The sequence below is a fragment of the Streptomyces sp. NPDC001604 genome, assembly GCF_042893475.1.
In the GTDB taxonomy this organism is placed as follows: domain Bacteria; phylum Actinomycetota; class Actinomycetes; order Streptomycetales; family Streptomycetaceae; genus Streptomyces.
In genome coordinates, this window is the sequence record NZ_JBIAUY010000002.1 from 622331 (window position 1) to 639246 (window position 16916).

At 68.0% G+C, this 16916-nt stretch carries 14 protein-coding genes; 6 read left to right on the forward strand and 8 right to left on the reverse strand.

Annotated features, from left to right (window positions below):
• Positions 1-35 precede the first annotated feature (35 nt).
• The 8 genes from ACFY1E_RS08135 to dnaA form a co-directional block, all read right to left on the reverse strand.
• Positions 36-839 carry a DUF3566 domain-containing protein gene (locus ACFY1E_RS08135; protein ID WP_389072826.1) on the reverse strand — a complete coding sequence of 268 codons (804 nt, stop codon included), beginning with the start codon at positions 837-839 and terminating at the stop codon, positions 36-38.
• Positions 840-857: 18 nt separating this feature from the next.
• Entirely contained in the window at positions 858-3452 is a 2595-nt protein-coding gene (gene gyrA, locus ACFY1E_RS08140) for a DNA gyrase subunit A (RefSeq protein ID WP_389072829.1), read from the reverse strand.
• Between the two features lie 42 nt (positions 3453-3494).
• Complete coding sequence (gene gyrB / locus ACFY1E_RS08145) at positions 3495-5579, reverse strand: DNA topoisomerase (ATP-hydrolyzing) subunit B (RefSeq protein ID WP_389072830.1); 2085 nt, start codon at positions 5577-5579, stop codon at positions 3495-3497.
• A 373-nt stretch (positions 5580-5952) separates the two neighbouring features.
• The gene (locus tag ACFY1E_RS08150) at positions 5953-6486 is read right to left on the reverse strand and encodes a DUF721 domain-containing protein (protein WP_389072831.1); all 534 of its coding nucleotides are present in this window, start codon (positions 6484-6486) and stop codon (positions 5953-5955) included.
• The gene (recF, locus tag ACFY1E_RS08155) at positions 6483-7604 is read right to left on the reverse strand and encodes a DNA replication/repair protein RecF (protein WP_389072833.1); all 1122 of its coding nucleotides are present in this window, start codon (positions 7602-7604) and stop codon (positions 6483-6485) included. The genes ACFY1E_RS08150 and recF overlap by 4 nt, the downstream gene beginning before the upstream one ends.
• A gap of 55 nt (positions 7605-7659) precedes the next feature.
• Positions 7660-8535, reverse strand: coding sequence for a phosphogluconate dehydrogenase (NAD(+)-dependent, decarboxylating) (gene gnd / locus ACFY1E_RS08160; RefSeq protein ID WP_389072835.1), 876 nt, complete (start codon positions 8533-8535; stop codon positions 7660-7662).
• Between the two features lie 140 nt (positions 8536-8675).
• Positions 8676-9806 (reverse strand): DNA polymerase III subunit beta, encoded by a 1131-nt coding sequence (gene dnaN, locus ACFY1E_RS08165; RefSeq protein WP_030938963.1) that lies wholly within the window; start codon positions 9804-9806, stop codon positions 8676-8678.
• Between the two features lie 1224 nt (positions 9807-11030).
• A complete protein-coding gene (gene dnaA, locus ACFY1E_RS08170) occupies positions 11031-12944 on the reverse strand; it encodes a chromosomal replication initiator protein DnaA (protein ID WP_389072838.1) in 1914 nt (637 codons plus the stop codon).
• Positions 12945-13318: 374 nt separating this feature from the next.
• Here dnaA and rpmH point away from each other — a divergent pair, with 374 nt between their 5' ends.
• From rpmH to rsmG, 6 genes are all read left to right on the forward strand, one after another.
• The gene (rpmH, locus tag ACFY1E_RS08175; protein WP_003956500.1) at positions 13319-13456 is read left to right on the forward strand and encodes a 50S ribosomal protein L34; all 138 of its coding nucleotides are present in this window, start codon (positions 13319-13321) and stop codon (positions 13454-13456) included.
• Positions 13457-13477: 21 nt separating this feature from the next.
• Positions 13478-13849, forward strand: a complete 372-nt coding sequence (rnpA, locus tag ACFY1E_RS08180) for a ribonuclease P protein component (protein WP_389072841.1) — start codon at positions 13478-13480, stop codon at positions 13847-13849.
• On the forward strand, positions 13846-14199 hold the full coding sequence (gene yidD / locus ACFY1E_RS08185; protein ID WP_389072843.1) for a membrane protein insertion efficiency factor YidD: 354 nt from the start codon (positions 13846-13848) through the stop codon (positions 14197-14199). The genes rnpA and yidD overlap by 4 nt, the downstream gene beginning before the upstream one ends.
• Before the next feature lie 3 nt (positions 14200-14202).
• On the forward strand, positions 14203-15486 hold the full coding sequence (gene yidC / locus ACFY1E_RS08190; RefSeq protein ID WP_389072845.1) for a membrane protein insertase YidC: 1284 nt from the start codon (positions 14203-14205) through the stop codon (positions 15484-15486).
• Between the two features lie 15 nt (positions 15487-15501).
• Positions 15502-16014, forward strand: a complete 513-nt coding sequence (locus ACFY1E_RS08195) for a R3H domain-containing nucleic acid-binding protein (protein WP_351473061.1) — start codon at positions 15502-15504, stop codon at positions 16012-16014.
• Between the two features lie 119 nt (positions 16015-16133).
• A complete protein-coding gene (gene rsmG / locus ACFY1E_RS08200) occupies positions 16134-16850 on the forward strand; it encodes a 16S rRNA (guanine(527)-N(7))-methyltransferase RsmG (protein ID WP_389072847.1) in 717 nt (238 codons plus the stop codon).
• The last annotated feature ends 66 nt before the right edge of the window (positions 16851-16916 follow it).

The following is a 16916-nucleotide window of genomic DNA, read 5'->3' on the forward strand; positions in this document are numbered from 1 at the left end:
GGCGGCAGGGGTTCGAGCGACGTTCCCGGTCGGTGTCACTCGTCCTCGGCGAGCGTCAGCTCGATGCCGCCGACGAAGCCCGCGGAGAGGTTGTAGATGAACGCGCCTAGGGTCGCGAGAGCCGTCGCGAGGACGACGTCGATGACCGCGATGATCGACGTGAACATCAGGACATGCGGGAGCGACAGGAACGACTGCAGGTCGAAGCCGTTCGACTCGTTGGAGCCGGTGGCTTCCGAGATCGTGCCGCCGACCGTCGAGAAGACGCCCATCGCGTCCATGACCATCCACAGGACCGCGGACGCGACGACCGTGCAGATGCCCAGCGCGATGGAGAGCAGGAAGCTCACCTTCATGACCGACCACGGATCGGCCTTCGCCACGCGCAGACGTGCCTTGCGGATACGGGGCGTGGTGCGCGCGCCGGTGCGCGGCCGCCGTACGGCGCCGGCCGGTGTCTGGGCGGGCGCCTGGGCCTGGTTCTGGTAGGCCTGCGGCGGGTGGTAGGGCCCGGCGGGCTGCTGCGCCTGCCGCTCACCGGGGAGCGGAGAGGCCGCCTGGGGCGGTGCGGGCTGGGCCGGAGGCTGCTGCGGCTGCGGCTGGGCGGCGGGAGCCGCCCCGGCCTTCTGCTGCTGCGTCTGCGGGCCTCGGGCTTCCGTCACAGTTCCCCCCTGGGATCCATGAGTCTTCGACGAGGGCGAGTCGGTCTCGGCTGCGTCGATCTTGCGCAGTTGGGTCGTGTGCGGATCCGTCGCACGCGCGGCGGAGCCACGGCCGCCTCCGTCCGATTCCGTACCCGTGGGGGTAGCGGCCGATCCGGCGCCCGTGGCTCCGCTCACGATGACTCACTCCTCGTGCTACTCGGCCGAGGGCGCCTCACCCTCGTCCGTGCCGGTGGTCGCGGCACCTTCGGCGGTCTCGTCGACGGCCACATCGCCGTCGACCTCCTCCGCCTCGCGTCCCGCCTCGGCGTTACGAGCGATACCGACGACGGCATCGCGCTTGCCCAGGTTGATCAGTTGGACGCCCATGGTGTCACGGCCTGTCTCCCTGACCTCGTTGACTCGCGTACGAATCACACCGCCCGACAGCGTGATGGCGAGGATCTCGTCGGTCTCCTCGACCACCAGCGCGCCGACCAGCGAACCGCGGTCCTCCACGATCTTGGCAGCCTTGATACCGAGGCCGCCGCGACCCTGGACGCGGTACTCGTCGACGGCGGTCCGCTTCGCGTACCCACCGTCCGTAGCAGTGAACACGAACGTACCGGGTCGAACAACATTCATCGACAGAAGTTCATCGCCCTCACGGAAACTCATGCCCTTGACACCGGAGGTGGCACGGCCCATGGGCCGCAGGCTGTCATCCGTGGCAGTGAACCTGATCGACTGTGCCTTCTTGCTGATCAGAAGCAGATCGTCATCGGGCGAAACGAGTTCGGCGCCGATCAGTTCGTCGTCCGAACCGTCCTCCGTCTCCCGGAGGTTGATCGCGATCACACCGCCGGAGCGGGGTGAATCGTAATCCTTCAGCGGCGTCTTCTTGACCAGGCCGCCCTTGGTGGCGAGGACCAGGTACGGCGCCGCCTCGTAGTCGCGGATCGCGAGGATCTCGGCGATCGCCTCGTCCGGCTGGAAGGCGAGCAGGTTCGCGACGTGCTGGCCGCGCGCCTCACGGCCGGCGTCCGGGAGCTCGTACGCCTTCGCACGGTAGACGCGGCCCTTGTTGGTGAAGAACAGCAGCCAGTGGTGCGTGGTCGACACGAAGAAGTGGTCGACGATGTCGTCCTGCTTCAGCTTCGTGCCGCGCACGCCCTTGCCGCCCCGCTTCTGCGAGCGGTAGTCCTCCGTCTTGGTGCGCTTGATGTAGCCGCCGCGCGTGATGGTGACGACGATGTCCTCTTCGGCGATCAGGTCCTCGATGGACATGTCACCGTCGAAGGGCACCAGCATCGTCTTGCGGTCGTCGCCGTACTTCTCGACGATCGCGGCGAGTTCCTCGCTGACGATGCCGCGCTGGCGGACCGGGGAGGCGAGGATCTCGTTGTACTCGGTGATCTTCGCTTGGAGCTCGTCGTGCTCCTGGATGATCTTCCGGCGCTCCAGGGCGGCCAGTCGGCGCAGCTGCATCTCGAGGATGGCGTTCGCCTGGATCTCGTCGATCTCCAGGAGCTCCATCAGGCCCGCGCGCGCGATCTCGACGGTGTCGCTGCGCCGGATCAGCGCGATGACCTCGTCGATGGCGTCCAGGGCCTTCAGCAGGCCGCGCAGGATGTGCGCCCGCTCCTCGGCCTTGCGCAGGCGGAAGCGCGTGCGGCGGACGATGACCTCGATCTGGTGCGTCACCCAGTGGCGGATGAACGCGTCCAGGGAGAGCGTGCGCGGGACGCCGTCGACCAGCGCCAGCATGTTGGCGCCGAAGTTGGTCTGCAGGTCCGTGTGCTTGTACAGGTTGTTCAGGACGACCTTGGCGACCGCGTCCCGCTTGAGCACGATGACCAGCCGCTGACCGGTGCGGGAGCTGGTCTCGTCGCGGACGTCCGCGATGCCGCCGATCTTGCCGTCCTTCACCAGGTCGGCGATCTTCTGCGCGAGGTTGTCGGGGTTGACCTGGTACGGCAGCTCCGTGACCACCAGGCACTGGCGGTTCTGGATCTCCTCGACCTCGACGACCGCGCGCATCGTGATGGAGCCACGGCCCGTGCGGTAGGCCTCCTCGATGCCCTTGCGGCCGACGACGAGCGCCCCGGTCGGGAAGTCCGGGCCCTTGATGCGCTCGATGAGCGCGTCCAGGAGTTCCTCGTGCGAGGCGTCCGGGTTCTCCAGGTACCACTGGGCGCCGGCCGCGACCTCGCGCAGGTTGTGCGGCGGGATGTTCGTCGCCATGCCGACCGCGATACCGGCGGAGCCGTTGATCAGCAGGTTCGGGAAGCGGGCCGGCAGGACGGTCGGCTCCTGGGAGCGGCCGTCGTAGTTGTCCGTGAAGTCGACGGTCTCCTCGTCGATGTCACGGACCATCTCCATCGACAGCGGCGCCATCTTGCACTCGGTGTAGCGCATGGCCGCCGCCGGGTCGTTGCCCGGAGAGCCGAAGTTGCCGTTGGAGTCCACCAGCGGCATCCGCATCGACCACGGCTGCGCGAGACGGACCAGCGCGTCGTAGATCGAGGAGTCGCCGTGCGGGTGGTAGTTGCCCATGACGTCGCCGACGACACGGGCACACTTGTAGAAGCCACGCTCGGGGCGGTAGCCGCCGTCGTACATGGCGTACAGGACGCGGCGGTGGACGGGCTTGAGGCCGTCCCGGACGTCGGGCAGCGCACGCGAGACGATGACGGACATCGCGTAGTCGAGGTACGAGCGCTGCATCTCCGTCTCGAGCCCGACGGGCTCGACACGCTGGGCGATGTCGCCGCCCTCTTCAGGCGTGAGGGGGGTGTTCTCGTCGGCCATTGCTGGTGAAGATCCTTCCTGGTGCGGTCAGCTGAGACCGACTCAGATGTCGAGGAAGCGGACGTCCTTGGCGTTGCGCTGGATGAACTGGCGGCGCGCCTCGACGTCCTCGCCCATCAGGACCGAGAACAGGTCGTCGGCCTGCGCGGCGTCGTCCAGGGTGACCTGGCCGAGCACGCGGTGCTCCTGGTCCATCGTCGTGATGCGCAGCTCCTCGGCGTTCATCTCGCCGAGGCCCTTGAAGCGCTGGATGGAGTCCTCACGCACCCGCTTGCCGCGCTGGCGGCCCAGCTCGAGCAGCGCGTCGCGCTCTCGGTCCGAGTACGCGTACTCGGTGTCGTCCCGACCCCACTTGATCTTGTAGAGCGGGGGACGCGACAGGAACACGTGCCCGGCCTCGACCAGCGGCCGCATGAAGCGGAACAGGAAGGTCAGCAGCAGGGTGTTGATGTGCTGGCCGTCGACGTCGGCGTCCGCCATCAGGATGATCTTGTGGTAGCGGAGCTTCTCGATGTCGAAGTCCTCGTGCACGCCCGTGCCGAAGGCGGAGATGAGCGCCTGGATCTCCTGGTTCTGCAGGATCTTGTCGATCCTGGCCTTCTCGACGTTGAGGATCTTTCCTCGGATCGGGAGGATCGCCTGGTACTGCGGGTTGCGGCCGGACTTGGCCGAGCCGCCGGCGGAGTCACCCTCGACGATGAAGATCTCGCACTTGGTCGGGTCGTTCGACTGGCAGTCGGAGAGCTTGCCCGGCAGGGACGCCGACTCCAGCAGGCCCTTACGACGCGTCAGGTCACGGGCCTTGCGGGCCGCCACGCGCGCGGTGGCCGCCTGGATGCCCTTGCGGATGATGTCCGCCGCCTCGTTCGGGTTGCGGTCCAGCCAGTCGTTGAGGTGCTCGTAGACCGCCTTCTGGACGAAGGTCTTCGCCTCCGTGTTGCCCAGCTTGGTCTTGGTCTGGCCCTCGAACTGCGGCTCGCTCAGCTTCACCGAGATGATCGCCGTCAGACCCTCGCGGATGTCGTCACCCGTGAGGTTGTCGTCCTTCTCGCGCAGCAGCTTCTTGTCGCGCGCGTACTTGTTGATCAGGTTGGTGAGCGCCGCGCGGAAGCCCTCTTCGTGCGTACCGCCCTCGTGCGTGTGGATGATGTTGGCGAAGGAGTACACGCCCTCGCTGTAACCGCTGTTCCACTGCATCGCGACTTCGAGGGAGAGGCTCTTCTCCTTGTCCTCCGCCTCGAGGTCGATCACCGTCGGGTGCACCACGTCGCCCTTGCGGGAGTTGAGGTACTTCACGAAGTCGACGATGCCGCCCTCGTAGTGGTACGTGACGTGCTTGACCTCGGCGGTCTCGTCGGCACCCGCCTCGTCCGCCCCGGAGGTGGCCTTCGCCGACTCGCGCTCATCAGTGAGTTTGATCGTCAAACCCTTGTTGAGGAACGCCATCTCCTGGAAGCGCCGCGAGAGCGTCTCGAAGGAGTAGTCGGTGGTCTCGAAGATGTCGGCGTCGGCCCAGAAGGTGACCGACGTGCCGGTCTCCTCAGTGGCCTCGTGCTTGGCGAGCGGCGCCGTGGGGACGCCCATCTTGTAGTCCTGCGTCCAGCGGTGGCCGTCGGTCCTGACCTCGACCGCGACCTTCGAGGACAGCGCGTTCACCACGGAGACGCCGACGCCGTGCAGACCACCGGAGACCGCGTAGCCGCCCCCGCCGAACTTGCCGCCCGCGTGCAGAACGGTCAGCACGACCTCGAGTGCCGGCTTGCCCTCGGAGGGCACGATGCCCACCGGGATGCCACGGCCGTTGTCGACCACGCGGACGCCGCCGTCGGCGAGGATCGTCACGTCGATGGTGTCCGCGTGGCCGGCCAGTGCCTCGTCGACGGAGTTGTCGACGACCTCGTACACGAGGTGGTGCAGCCCTCGCTCACCGGTCGAGCCGATGTACATACCGGGGCGCTTGCGGACCGCGTCCAGGCCCTCGAGGACGGTGATGGCGCTGGCGTCGTACGAGGCGGTGACCTCGCCGTTCGACGAGGTCACCGCGCCGTTCTCGCCGACGTCGGTGGACGGGATGTTCTCGTTGGGGTTGCCGGAATCGGCCACGAAGCGCCCTTTCTGGCACAGCACGAGCCGGGCTCGTCGGCGGGTTGCCGGAGCGGCTGCGGCATGTTGCGTTGGTAAGCCTTGTTCAGCGTTGCTCAGCTTTTCCCGGACGTCCCCACGACTGGGGCGGGATTGGCTTCCAGTCTACCGGTAGCGCCGACAGTGATGGGGGTTTGCCGGTACCTGAGTCCTCATGTGGCGCCCTGAACCGGCGTCTGCCGGGTCCCCATATACGGAGCAGGGCTCCAAGAGGCTCACAGAGGCACTCAGCGCTTCCGACTGTCAACCCTTGGCTACTTGGGAGTCAGGTCGCAATTCGCAACCGTGTGCGGTGGCACGCCACAGAGGCCGCCGACACCACGACGGGACCGCCGACGGCCTGCAGATGTGAGGTCTGTCACCCATACGTATCGCCGGGGCCCGTGCTGCCAGGGGCACGCAGGGGACCGTAGCGACGGGCGGGACCACCGGGGCCGTTCACCTTGATCATCTTCACCGCGCCGTGGCCGAGGTCCTCGTTGAGCCGGGCCACCAGCGTGGGGGCGAGCAGGCGCAGATTCGTCGCCCAGGCCGTCGAATCGCAGCGCACCACCAGGACCCGCTCGTCCTCGTCGTACTTCTCCGGCTCGCAGTGCTTGGCCACGTCCTCGCCGACGATCTGCGGCCAGCGGCCCATCACCCCGCCCACCGCCGCCGGCGTCTCCCAACCGCGCTCGGTGATCAGCCGGTTGATCGCAGCACCGAGCGCCATGGGGTCGCGTCCGTCAGCACGAGCGCCGGAGCGCAGACCACCGCGCCGCGCCTGTTTCTTCTGCTGCGCCGCGTCCCCACGCGCGCGTGCCTGCTCCTTCGCCGCCCTCAGCGCCACCCGCGCGAGGTCGACGCCGGACGGCTCGGGGGCCTTCTTGGGCGCGGGCTGTTCGTCCGTCATGCGCGCTCCACCGTCCCGTCCGACACGGAGTACCGCGTCCCGGTCAGTACGTGCGGCACGTCGTCGTCGACCGCCGCGGTCACCAGCACCTGCTCACCGGGCGCGACCAGCTCCGCCAGGCGCTCCCGGCGCCGGGTGTCGAGTTCCGCGAAGACATCGTCGAGGACCAGCACCGGCTCGTTGCCCTCGGCCCGCAGCAGGTCGTACGAGGCGAGGCGCAGCGCCAGCGCATACGACCAGGACTCCCCGTGGGAGGCGTACCCCTTCGCGGGCAGCTGACCGAGTTTGAGAAGCAGATCGTCCCGATGGGGTCCTACGAGGGTGACGCCCCGCTCGATCTCCTGCTTGCGCGCCTCGGCGAGCGCCCCCATCAGCTGCTCGTAGAGATCCTCGCGGGTATGTGCCTCACCGGGCGCGGACGGCTTGTACTCCAGGCCGACCGGGCCGCCCCCCGGCGCCAGCTGCTCGTACGCCTTGTCGGCCAGCGGCTGGATCGCCGCGACCAGGTCCAGCCGCTGGGCGAGCAACTCGGCGCCCGCGCGCGCAAGATGCTGGTCCCAGACGTCGAGCGTGGACAGGTCCATGGAACGGCCGCCGTGCCGGCGCGCCAGCGCGGCCGACTTCAGGAGCGTGTTGCGCTGCTTCAGGACCCGCTCGTAGTCGGAGCGCACGCCGGCCATGCGCGGGGCACGAGCGGTGATCAGCTCGTCGAGGAAACGACGCCGCTCCCCGGGATCCCCCTTCACCAGGGAAAGATCCTCGGGCGCGAACAGCACGGTCCGTACGATGCCCAGCACATCACGCGGCCTGACCTGCGAGGACCTGTTGATGCGGGCGCGGTTGGCCTTGCCGGGGTTCAGCTCCAGCTCCACCAGCTGCTGCCGCTCACCCTGCCTGATCTGCGCCCGGATGACCGCGCGATCCGCGCCCATGCGCACCAGCGGGGCATCGGAGGCCACCCGGTGACTGCCGAGGGTGGCGAGATATCCGACGGCCTCGACGAGGTTCGTCTTGCCCTGCCCGTTCGGGCCGACGAAGGCGGTGACGCCCGGGTCGAGCGGGACCTCGACCCGGGCGTACGAGCGGAAGTCGGCCAGCGACAGGTGCGTGACGTGCATGGTCGGTCGCCGACCTCCCCCAGGTTGCGGGCTGACTTTTCAACAGCCCTGTGGATTACTTTTTCTCGACCGCGTGGCCGCCGAACTGGTTCCGCAGCGCCGCGATCATCTTCATCTGCGGAGAGTCCTCCTGACGCGACGCGAACCGCGCGAAGAGGGAGGCCGTGATCGCGGGCAGCGGCACGGCGTTGTCGATGGCGGCTTCCACAGTCCAGCGTCCCTCGCCGGAGTCCTGTGCAAAACCTTTCAGCCTGTCCAGGTGCTCGTCCTCGTCGAGGGCGTTCACCGCGAGGTCCAGCAGCCAGGACCGGATGACCGTGCCCTCCTGCCAGGACCGGAAGACCTCGCGCACATCCGTGACCGAGTCGACCTTCTCCAGCAGCTCCCAGCCCTCGGCGTAGGCCTGCATCATCGCGTACTCGATGCCGTTGTGGACCATCTTCGCAAAGTGCCCCGCACCGACCTTGCCGGCGTGCACCGAGCCGAACTTCCCCTCGGGCTTCAGCGCGTCGAAGACCGGCTGCACCTTGGCGACGTTCTCCGCGTCACCGCCGTACATCAGCGCATAGCCGTTCTCCAGGCCCCAGACGCCGCCGGAGACACCGCAGTCGACGAAGCCGATGCCCTTGGCCGCCAGCTCCTCGGCGTGCCGCTCGTCGTCGGTCCAGCGGGAGTTGCCGCCGTCCACGACGACGTCTCCCGGCTCCAGGAGCTCGGCCAGCTCGTCGATCGTCGACTGCGTGGGCGCTCCGGCCGGGACCATCACCCAGACCACGCGGGGCCCGCTGAGCTTGCCCACAAGTTCTTCCAGGCTGTGGACATCGGCGAGGGCCGGGTTGCGGTCGAATCCGATCACGGTGTGGCCTGCGCGGCGTATCCGCTCGCGCATGTTGCCGCCCATCTTGCCGAGGCCGACGAGACCGAGCTCCATCAGTTGTTCCTTAGGTTGCTGTGTGGCGTGTGGGGCACGTTCGTACCTGCGTCCGAGCCTAAACCCGGACGCTCGCGCACACCTGTGGGCATACCCGCTCATAAGTACGCCCCGACCTGCGGATTCTCTGTGGAGAGCGATCAGCCGCTGAGCCGCACAGGCATGATCAGGTACTTGTAGGCCTCGTCCGCCTCGGCGTCCAGCGCCGGCTTGCCGCTGAGCAGCGCGGGCTTGGTGGACGTCGTGAACGACAGCTGCGCCACCGGCGAGTCGATGGCGCTCAGGCCGTCCAGGAGGAACGTCGGGTTGAAGGCGATCGAGATGTCGTCGCCCTCCAGCTGCGCGTCCACACGCTCCACAGCCTGTGCATCGTCACTGGAGCCGGCCTCCAGGATCAGCACGCCCTGCTCGAAGCTCAGCCGCACCGGGGTGTTGCGCTCGGCGACCAGGGCGACACGCTTGACGGCCTCCACGAAGGGGGCGGTCTCGATGACGGCGACGGTGTTGAACTCCGTCGGGAACAGCGTGCGGTACTTCGGCAGGTCGCCCTCGAGGAGGCGGGTGGTGGTGCGCCGCCCGGCGCCCTCGAAACCGATCAGCCCCTCGCCCGCGCCCGAGCCGGACAGCGCCAGGATCACGCTGTCGCCGCTCGTGAGGGCCTTGGCGGTGTCCAGGAGCGTCTTGGCGGGCACCAGGGCGACCGCGGAGGCCTCGGGGTTCTCCGGCTTCCACAGGAACTCGCGGACCGCGAAGCGGTAGCGGTCGGTGGAGGCCAGGGTGACGGTGTCGCCCTCGATCTCGATGCGCACACCGGTGAGGACGGGCAGCGTGTCGTCACGGCCGGCCGCGATGGCCACCTGGGCGGCGGCGGAGGCGAAGACCTCACCGGGGACGGTGCCCGTGGCGTTCGGCATCTGCGGCAGCGCCGGGTATTCCTCCACAGGCAGGGTGTGGAGCGTGAATCGGGAGGATCCACAGACCACGGTCGCCCGTACACCGTCTGTGGAAATCTCCACGGGCCGGTTGGGGAGGGCGCGGGAGATGTCGGCGAGCAGCCGGCCGGAGACGAGGACGGTGCCCTCCTCCTCGACCTCCGCCTCCACGGACACCCGCGCGGAGACCTCGTAGTCGAAGCTGGACAGGCTCAGAGCGCCGTCCTCGGCCTTCAGCAGGAGGCCGGCGAGGACAGGCGCCGGCGGACGGGCCGGGAGGCTGCGCGCCGCCCAGGCAACTGCCTCCGCGAGTACGTCGCGTTCCACCCGGATCTTCACTGTTGCCGCCTCCTGCTGTTGCCGGCGTTCTCGCCCTGCCTGGCTTCGTCGTCTGTCTCGGTGTCGTCGGTCCCTGCGGTGGGAAGGACACCGGGAACAGTCTGACGCACGGCACTGACAGTAGGTGCCTCTCGGGGTCAAGTCGTGACGAGGGGCAGCCGGGAGCCGGACGGCGAGTTGTGCACAGGACCCCCTTCGAAACGAACTTCTCGCTCTCTCTAGTCGGGAGTAGTAGTAGGGCCTGTGGAAACCGTGGATAACCCCGTTTGCCCAGCTCAGAGGCAAGATTTTGTCCACGGGCCCTGTGGGCGGAGACGGTGGACAACTCTGCAGATCTGTGGAGAACGGAAAGTTCTGCACACCCCGTGCACAGCCTGAGGCGAGTTCTCCCCAGCGCCGTCCCCAGCTTTACCCACGTTGCCCACAGCCCAACCCGGCACCTTTGTGTGACGCCTTTCACTCGACGCGGTGATCAGGCGCGTCACGTTGCCGAACAGTGGACAGCGCTGTGGAGAAGGTGGTGTTTGCTGGGGACAGTCGAGCCCAACCTGTGGGTTGCCGGTGGACAACTTCATGCACAGCTTGTGGATCATCTCGTCGTCCACAGTCTGTGGAGAGCCTTCGTCCACTGTTCCACAGGCACCTGAGCTGCCCTGATCCCGTTTCAACCCCCGGCCTGTGGACGAGGTTTGGGACAACTTCCAAGTCCCCAGGGTGTGGACGCGAGAAAGTAGGCAAATCTGTGGAGGACGGCCGTAACCCGGCCGGTATTCGAACATCAGGAGCCGCAGCGTGGGCGCGACGAGTCCCACCGAGTCCGCAGCGGCCCACTTCCGGAACCCTCCCGGACACCCGAAGGCGCCCGTGACAAGTCCGATATGGGGGCTTCGACGAAGCCTTGTCGGTAACGTCACGTGTGGTTTGCGACGTGTGGTGCGGCTGTGTGGGGGCTGGGGCGGGGCCGGTGGGCGGCCGAGTCTGTGGCGAGGTGATCGAGCGCGTCGACCAGTCCGTGAGGCCCGCGCGTGGGTGGTGCCGTCATCGCAGACAGGGGGAGCCCCGGAGTGCGGGTCGGCTATGTCGATACGGGGCTCCGCCGCATGGCCGCGACCAGTTCCCTCCGCCCCACGGCGGAATCGACCGAGGCCACCCCGGGATGTCGAAAGGCGTCCCGGGGATCTCTCCCCAGGACGCCCTGAACGCCCAGAATCGTCGTCCGGACCGTTACCCGTTCTTGATGCGGTTCGTCAGCTCCGTCACCTGGTTGTAGATCGACCGCCGCTCCGCCATCAACGCCCGGATCTTCCGGTCGGCGTGCATCACGGTCGTGTGGTCCCGGTTGCCGAACTGCGCCCCGATCTTCGGCAGCGACAGATCTGTCAGCTCCCGGCACAGGTACATGGCGATCTGGCGTGCCGTGACCAGCTGTCGCCCGCGCGAGCTCCCGCACAGGTCCTCGACGGTGAGCCCGAAGTAGTCCGCGGTCGCCGCCATGATCGCCGTCGCGCTGATCTCCGGCGTGGAGTCCTGACCCCCGGGGATCAGATCCTTCAGCACGATCTCGGTCAGCCCCAGATCGACCGGCTGCCGGTTGAGCGACGCGAACGCCGTCACGCGGATCAGCGCGCCCTCCAGCTCGCGGATGTTGCGCGAGATGCGGGAGGCGATGAACTCCAGTACCTCCGGCGGGGCGTTGAGCTGTTCCTGGACCGCCTTCTTGCGCAGGATCGCGATGCGGGTCTCCAGCTCGGGAGGCTGGACGTCGGTGATCAGACCCCACTCGAAACGGTTCCGCAGCCGGTCCTCCAGCGTCACCAACTGCTTGGGCGGCCGGTCGCTGGAGAGCACGATCTGCTTGTTGGCGTTGTGGAGCGTGTTGAAGGTGTGGAAGAACTCCTCCTGCGTCGACTCCTTGTCCGCGAGGAACTGGATGTCGTCGACGAGCAGGATGTCCATCTCGCGGTAGCGCTTGCGGAAGCTGTCGCCCTTGCCGTCCCGGATGGAGTTGATGAACTCGTTGGTGAACTCCTCCGAGCTCACATATCGCACGCGCGTGCCGGGGTAGAGGCTGCGCGCGTAGTGCCCGATGGCGTGCAGCAGGTGCGTCTTGCCGAGCCCCGACTCCCCATAGATGAAAAGGGGGTTGTACGCCTTTGCCGGTGCCTCGGCGACGGCGACCGCGGCGGCGTGCGCGAAGCGGTTCGAGGCGCCGATGACGAACGTGTCGAAGAGGTACTTCGGGTTCAGGCGGGCGGTGGGCTCGCCGGGGCCGGTGGCCGGCGCGGGCTTCGCGGCCAGGGGGCCGGGGGCGCCGCTGGAGGCGGGCAGAGAGGAGCCGACCGGGCCGCCGCGGTGGACGCGCCCGGAGCCGGACGGCTGGTCGGGCAGCTCTCGGCGGGCGTCGCGCTGGTCGTAGTCCGGGCGGGGCTGGTCGTAGTCGGAGCGCGGCTGGTCGTAGTCAGGCCGCTGCGCGTCGTACGGCGGGCGCTCCATCGACTGCGGGCGGTAGTCCTGGGAGGGCGGGGCGTAGGAGTCCTGGGCAGGTGAGCCGTAGCCGTCCTGGGGCGGCGATGCGTAGGGGTCCCGCTCGGGGAAGCCGAGGCGCTGCTGCTGCCAGCTGTACTCGTCCTGCGACGGGCGCGGCCAGGCGCCGGGCTCGGGGCGCTGGTACTCCGAGGGGTAGGCCGGGCGGGCGGTGGGGAGCTGGTCGCCCGGGTCGCCGGGGAGTTGCTCGGGGCGGCCCGCCCGGTGGTCGTCGGCGCGGTGGCGGCCGTAGCCGTCGTACTGCCCGGAGGGGAGTTCGGGCTCCTCGTAGCGCGGCTGGGGGCGGGCGGGGGGCGCCGGCGGGGCGGGGGGGTCGCCCGCGGAGTCGTCGACGGTGATCGCGATGCGGATCGGGCGGCCGCACTCGCGGCTCAGGCTTTCGCTGACGATGGGGGCGAGGCGGCCTTCGAGCACGCCCTTCGCGAACTCGTTGGGTACGGCGAGCAGGGCGGTGTCGGCGACCAGCGCGAGTGGCTGGCAGCGCCGGATCCAGTGCTCGTCCTTTGTCTCTACGCCCTGCCCTCGAGCGTCGCCGAGAAGTTGTTCCAAGACTCGTGGCCACACTGCGGCAAGATCGGCAGGTACGTCAGCCACAGGGCACGCTCTCTCACGGGTCCCACGAACGTGTGATGGTGGGACGGGTCGGGATTCAAATGGGGTGGGGCAGGTACAAGGGAACGAATCGGAGTTCAGCCACGGTAGTCAGGGCGACGGGTGCGGTTCAAGTTGTTGTCCCCAGGCTGTGGATAGTGTCTCCCAGTGACCGCTGGTTTGACCGGATGGCGTAGCCCCGCGTACCGTAACCAGGTCGAGTTGTCGATGGCTGCTGCCGCCTGCCTCCGATGGGCACAGATCATTTGGGTGATCGGGAAGCGGTGCACTCGGGCGTTACTGCGAGCTACTCGTGGGCGCACGGTGACAGCCAGGACGGCACCCCGCCACTACCGATTGATTTCTGGAGCCCCCGAGTGAGCAAGCGCACCTTCCAGCCGAACAACCGTCGTCGCGCCAAGACCCACGGCTTCCGGCTGCGTATGCGCACCCGTGCCGGCCGCGCGATTCTCGCGTCCCGCCGTAGCAAGGGTCGCGCCCGCCTGTCCGCCTGATCCCGGTCAGGTCATGCCGTCGTGCTGCCCACCGAGAACCGGCTGAGGCGGCGCGAGGACTTCGCGACCGCGGTACGACGAGGGCGCCGGGCCGGACGCCCGTCCCTCGTCGTCCATCTTCGTAGCGGTGCCACGGACCCGCACGCGCCTGGGGAGAGCGCTCCCCCGACGCGTGCGGGTTTCGTCGTGAGCAAAGCAGTGGGTGGTGCGGTGGTACGCAACAAGGTCAAGCGCAGACTGCGCCACCTGATGCGTGACCGAGTCACCCTGTTGCCCCCCGGTAGCCTGGTAGTCGTACGAGCGCTGCCCGGTGCGGGCGACGCCGACCATGCACAACTGGCCCGAGACCTGGATGCCGCCATCGAGCGGCTGCTGGGAGGGGGCGCGCGATGAAGTACCCGCTGCTGGCTCTGATCAAGCTGTACCAGTGGACGATCAGTCCGCTGCTCGGGCCGGTGTGCAAGTACTACCCGTCGTGTTCCCACTACGGCTACACGGCCATCGACCGGCATGGTGCGATCAAGGGCACTGCGCTCACCGCGTGGCGCATCCTGCGGTGCAATCCGTGGTCGCTGGGCGGTGTGGATCATGTGCCGCCGCGCAAGCGCCCGCGATGGCACGAAATGCTGCGTGGCGCCTGGCGTGCACGCAAGGGCGGGCCCTCCGCCGGCGAACCGGCCACCGAGGAGAATCCTCCTTCGAGCCCGGCCGCAGAGACCTCGTCCCATGCCCAAGGAGCATGATTAGTGGACACGATTGCCAGCCTCTTCAGCTTCATCACGACACCCGTTTCATGGGTCATCGTCCAGTTCCACTCGGTGTACGGGAAGATCTTCGGTCCTGACACCGGCTGGGCCTGGGGCCTGTCCATCGTGTCCCTGGTGATCCTGATCCGTATCTGCCTGATCCCGCTCTTCGTGAAGCAGATCAAGGCGACCCGGGCGATGCAGACGCTGCAGCCCGAGATGAAGAAGATCCAGGAGCGCTACAAGAGCGACAAGCAGCGCCAGTCCGAAGAGATGATGAAGCTGTACAAGGAGACGGGTACCAACCCGCTCTCCTCGTGCCTTCCCATCCTGGCGCAGTCCCCGTTCTTCTTTGCCCTGTATCACGTGCTCAACGGCATCGCGTCGAACCAGACCATCGGCGTGATCAATAAGTCCCTGCTGGCCAGTGCCCAGAAGGCCCACATCTTCGGCGCTCCGCTCGCCGCGAAGTTCACGGACAGCGCCGCGAAGGTCGACGCGCTGGGGGCTTCCCTCACCAACGTCCGGGTCGTCACCGCGATCATGATCGTCCTGATGTCGGCGTCGCAGTTCTACACGCAGCGCCAGCTGATGACGAAGAACGTCGACACCACGGTGAAGACGCCGTTCATGCAGCAGCAGAAGATGCTGATGTACGTCTTCCCGGTCATGTTCGCCGTCTTCGGCATCAACTTCCCGGTCGGTGTCCTCGTCTACTGGCTGACCACCAACGTGTGGACCATGGGCCAGCAGATGTACGTCATCCACAACAACCCGACCCCGGGTTCCAAGGCCCAGGCCGCCTACCTGGAGCGCCTGACCAAGCACGTCACGCAGCACGGAAAGATCCGTCGGCGCAGCGAGAAGACCATCGTCAAGGCGATCGTCGCCAAGGGCCGTGACCGCAACGAGTTCGAGCGCAAGTTCATCAACGCCCTGAACAAGACGGGTCTGGTTGCCCAGACCGACGGCACCGTGACGAAGAGCGAGAGCGCTGCCGCCGCCCAGTCCGAGGACGGTACGGCGACCACTGGTGGCGCCGCCGCTCCCAGGCGCCAGCAGCCCAAGCGGCAGAGCAAGGCCCAGCGTCAGTCCGGCGGTGCGAAGGTGCCCGGCGACTCCGAGCCGAAGACGTCGCTGAGCAAGTCCGACGAGCCGGAGGACGCCAAGCCCTCCGCCGCTGCGAAGAAGGCCGAGCCGAAGCCTGCCGGCGGTACCCGCAGCAAGGCCCAGTCCGGGCAGCGCAAGGGTCCGCAGCGCCCCAAGTCCCCGTCCAAGAAGTAAGAAGGAGCCCATCCCGTGACGGAAGGCACCACCTCCGCCGCTGCCGAGGGTGCAGACACCCTTACCCGCCTGGAGCAGGAGGGCGAGATCGCGGCGGACTACCTCGAGGGTCTGCTGGACATCGCCGATCTCGACGGCGACATCGACATGGACGTCGAGGCCGACCGCGCCGCTGTCTCGATCATCAGCGACGCGGGCAGCCGAGACCTGCAGAAGCTGGTCGGCCGAGACGGTGAGGTGCTTGAGGCGCTGCAGGAGCTCACGCGCCTGGCCGTGCACCGGGAGACCGGGGACCGCAGCCGGCTGATGCTGGACATCGGCGGCTACCGTGCGAAGAAGCGCGCCGAGCTTTCCGAGCTGGGCGCGAAGGCGGCCGCCGAGGTCAGGAACACCGGCGAGCCCGTGAAGATGAAGCCGATGACGCCGTTCGAGCGCAAGGTCGTGCACGACGCCGTCAAGGCTGCGGGCCTGCGCAGCGAGTCCGAGGGCGAGGAGCCGCAGCGCTTCGTCGTTGTGCTTCCGGCCTGATCGGTCCGTACGTTCCTCCGGCCCCGTCTGTAGCGCAGGCGGGGCCGAGCTTTGTCAGCCTGATAGTTCTGGTGGTCTCGGCGCTCGGTGCGCTGATGCGGTACGGAAGGACGGTCCCCGTGACGGAGGCAGCGGAGCTTCCCCCTGCGCCCGAGCAGGCGCGCGCGGTGTTCGGCGATCGCTTCGCGGACGCGGTCCGCTATGCGGAGCTGCTCGCTGAGGCGGGTGTGCAGCGCGGTCTGATCGGCCCGCGTGAGGTGCCTCGTCTGTGGGAGCGGCACCTGCTGAATTGCGCGGTGCTTTCCGAGGTCGTGCCCGAGGGCGTGACGGTCTGCGATGTCGGCTCGGGTGCCGGCCTGCCGGGCATTCCCCTGGCGCTGGTCCGCGAGGACCTGAAGATCACGCTGCTGGAACCGCTGCTGCGGCGTACGAACTTTCTCACCGAGGTCGTGGAGTTGCTCGGGCTGGACCATGTGACGGTCGTGCGCGGCCGTGCCGAGGAGGTCATGGGCAAGGTGCCGTCGGTGCATGTGGTGACGGCGCGGGCCGTGGCTCCGCTGGACCGGCTGGCCACGTGGGGCATTCCACTGCTGCGACCGTACGGGGAGATGCTGGCGCTCAAGGGCGACACCGCCGAGGAGGAGCTCAAGAGTGCGGCCACGGCACTCAGCAAGCTGGGTGCCGTGGAGACGTCCATCCTGCATGTGGGTGAAGGGGTGGTGGATCCGCCGTCCACGGTCGTCCGGGTCGAGGTCGGGGAGAGCCCCGGCGGTGTCCGCTTCGCGGCGAAGAAGGCCAAGGCCGCACGGGCGGGGCGGGCACGTCGGCGCCGCTGATCCGGCCTGACGACGAGACGTACTCCACACAAGCTGCCAAACCTACGCACGCCGGAGTGTCGCGAC